Origin of the sequence: Halomonas sp., from assembly GCF_052095765.1 — a bacterium.
In the GTDB taxonomy this organism is placed as follows: Bacteria; Pseudomonadota; Gammaproteobacteria; order Pseudomonadales; family Halomonadaceae; genus Halomonas.
This window is the reverse complement of sequence record NZ_JBQDJZ010000035.1, coordinates 20,336-20,782: the sequence shown is the minus strand read 5'-3', so window position 1 is coordinate 20,782 and position 447 is coordinate 20,336. Positions and strand designations below refer to the sequence as shown.

Genomic DNA, 447 nt, shown 5'->3' with positions numbered 1-447 from the left:
AATGCCGATACCAAAAACCGGTGCCTTACCACTTGGCTATACCCCAGCAGTCTTGGTGGCCAGAGAGGGAATCGAACCCCCGACACGGGGATTTTCAATCCCCTGCTCTACCGACTGAGCTATCTGGCCGCTGCCAACGGTGCGTATTAAACCCCAACCAAAGTTTTTCGTCAACCCTCTGCGGGAAAAATGATAGCGATTTCGGGGATTAACCGCTTCATGTGTCGCTGAGCGGCACGTACCCTTCGGCCTGATCAGTTTCCTGATTGTCGAGAAAGCGCTCCATCTGATCCATCAGATAGCTGCGCGTTTCAGCATCCAACATGTTGAGATGTTTCTCGTTGATCAGTCGCGTCTGCAGAGCCTGCCACTCCTCCCAGGCTTGCTTTGAAACCGTTGCCTGAATCTCTTGCCCCTTGGCACCGGGCAGTGGAGGAAAAGGCAGAG

1 protein-coding gene and 1 tRNA gene are annotated in these 447 nt (G+C 53.9%); both read right to left on the bottom strand.

Features of this window, described 5'->3' with window-relative positions; translation table 11 throughout:
- Positions 1–53: 53 nt before the first annotated feature.
- A tRNA-Phe gene (locus ACTH3D_RS06475) sits at positions 54–129 on the bottom strand.
- A gap of 88 nt (positions 130–217) precedes the next feature.
- Positions 218–447, bottom strand: a 230-nt coding sequence (locus ACTH3D_RS06470) for an oxidative damage protection protein (protein WP_441666248.1), incomplete at its 5' end; no start/stop codon positions are given.